Source organism: Streptomyces milbemycinicus, assembly GCF_002154605.1.
GTDB classification, from domain to species: Bacteria; Actinomycetota; Actinomycetes; order Streptomycetales; family Streptomycetaceae; genus Streptomyces; species Streptomyces milbemycinicus.
The window spans coordinates 1-2,227 of sequence record NZ_MUNE01000498.1 but is presented as its reverse complement, the minus strand read 5'-3'; the positions used below and the strand labels follow the sequence as shown (position 1 = coordinate 2,227).

Genomic DNA, 2,227 nt, shown 5'->3' with positions numbered 1-2,227 from the left:
CGCTGAACGCCCGTCAGGCGCTCCGCCTTGGCACCCACGGCGGGGCGCGGGTGCTCGGCCGCCACGAGCAGATCGGCTCCCTGGAGCCGGGCAAACTGGCCGACCTGGTGCTGTGGAAGCTGGACGGCCTCGGCCACTCCACGATCGCCGACCCGGTCGCGGCGCTGGTCCTCGGCCCGCCGGCGCCGGTGACCCTGTCGCTTGTGGACGGCCGTCCGGTGGTGGAGTCGGGGCGGCTGCTCACCGCCGACGAGGACGACATCGCGCGCCGCGCCCGCGACGAGGCGCGCCGGCTCGCCCGTATCGTGGCCGACGGCTGACCGGCTGACCGGCTGACCGGCTGACCGGCTGACCGGCTGAGCGGGCTGACCGGCTGACCGGCTGAGCGGGCTGAGCGGGCTGAGCGGGCTGAGCGGGCTGAGCGGGCTGAGCCTTCCTGGGGCCGAGGGCGCGCGGGGCCGGATCCCGTCAGCGCAGGCCGCTTGGCCCAGGTCCGGGCCCGGGTCAGCGCAGGGCGCTCTTGGCCCGCCACTCATCCCAGCCGACGTTCCAGTCGCCGAAGCCGTTGTTCAGCGCCACCTGCCCCTTGGTCTCCGCGCCCTTGACCTCGAACGGGTCGCCGACCCGAGCATGCTCGTAGAGCCATGCGGCGTTGGCGTCGCTCATGCCGATGCAGCCGTGGCTCCTGTTGGCCTTGCCGAAGTAGGCGGCGTTCCAGGGCGCGGCGTGTGCGTACGTCCCCGACCAGGTCAGCCGCATCGAGTAGTCGACCGTCTCGTCGTAGGCGTTGCCGAGGCCGACGGTCTCGGAGTTCATCCGGATGGTGCCCTCCTTGGCCATCAGCACCTCCGTGCCCCGCCAGGAGCCGGTGTCGGCGCCGGGGGTGCCGCCGGAGACCGGGAAGGTCTTCACCGCCTTGCCGTCGCGCTCCAGGGTGAGGCGCTTGCTGTCGAGGTCGACCTTGACCACCTGCCGGGCGCCGACGGTGAAGCCGAGCTTGTAGTCGCGTACGAACCAGCCGCCGCCCGCGCCCGAGTCGGTGCCGTTGAGCCGGGCGTCCAGGGTGACCCGGGTGCCGGGCCGCCAGTACTCCTTGGGCCGCCAGTCCACCCGGTCGTTCCCCGACCAGTCCTTCATCCAGCCCCAGGAGCCCTCGGTGTGGTTGGAGGTGGTGACCTTGAGCTGCTTCTCCACCGCGGCCTTGTTCGCCACCGGGCGGTCGAAGACGAGGGAGATCGGCTGCGCCACGCCGACCGTGGTGTCATCGCCCGGCCGCCAGTCCACCTTGTTGACCAGGCCCGCCGCGGCGGTGGTGAAGGTGGACTTCGCGTTTCCCGCGGCGCCGCCCTCGGCACGGGTGGCCGCCTTGACCGTGTACGTGGTGCCGGGCGCGGCGTTGCGGTCCGAGGTCCAGGTCCGGCGGTCGTGCGACACCGCGCCGCTGAGCCTGCCACCGTGGCCGTCGGTGACGGCCACCGAGGCGAGGGTCCCGCCGCTCGCGGCGACCTTGACCGGCTCGCCCGCCTTCCGGGGCGTGACGGTGACCGTCACCGCCTTGCCGCCGCCCGAGCCTCCGCCGCCGACCTTCGCGTCCGCCTTCGCCGGGGTCGACCCGCCGGAGGAGCAGCCGGTCAGCGCGGCGGTCAGCAGGGCGGCGGCGGCCGTGGCCGCGGCGGCGGGGCGCACATGTATCTGGCGCAACGGAAACCTCCGTGAAGGTCGGGGAGATGACGGGACGCTCGGGACTCTAAGCCGCGAAAAGCCCGTGAATCGGCCTTCGCGGCCATGTGACAGCAGCTGCAGAGGAACGGTCATCGTCCGGTCACATTCGCCGAGCGGCGCGGTCATGGGCGGCTGTGAGCGTTCCCCGCGTTCCGAATCCGAGGAACCAGAAGAAGAGGAACCAGAAGAAGGGGATCTCCTTGTCCGACACCACTCCTCGCGGCGGCGCCGTCCGCCGACGCCGTGTCGCCGTGGCCCTGGCCGCCGCGGTGGTCGCGTTAACGATCGGCGCCGCCCCGGCGACCGCCCGGACCGCCTCGTGGCGTGCCGTTGTGCCGGAGGGCCTGAGCGAGGCTGTTCTCTACGACATCTCCAGCGCCGAGGGCTCGACATGGACGGCCGGGATCGATGTGACCGACTGGTCGCCACTCGCCCTGCGCTGGAACGGCAGCGGTTGGACCAGGACGCCGCAGCCCGTGGCGCACGGCCGCTTCGACGACATCGC

2 protein-coding genes and 1 pseudogene are annotated in these 2,227 nt (G+C 72.7%); 2 read left to right on the top strand and 1 reads right to left on the bottom strand.

Translation table 11 applies throughout. The features are described 5' to 3' along the window. Nucleotides 1-320, top strand: a 320-nt coding sequence (locus CCN51_RS35400; protein ID WP_143675985.1) for an amidohydrolase family protein, incomplete at its 5' end; no start/stop codon positions are given. Between the two features lie 184 nt (nt 321-504). On the opposite strand, the gene CCN51_RS35395 is transcribed toward CCN51_RS35400, so the two are convergent. Then, entirely contained in the window at nt 505-1,701 is a 1,197-nt protein-coding gene (locus CCN51_RS35395) for a L,D-transpeptidase family protein (RefSeq protein ID WP_055413906.1), read from the bottom strand. Nucleotides 1,702-1,922: 221 nt separating this feature from the next. Between CCN51_RS35395 and CCN51_RS35390 the strand changes: the two are divergent. Next, nucleotides 1,923-2,227 (top strand): annotated as a pseudogene (locus CCN51_RS35390) (hypothetical protein); the annotation flags it as partial.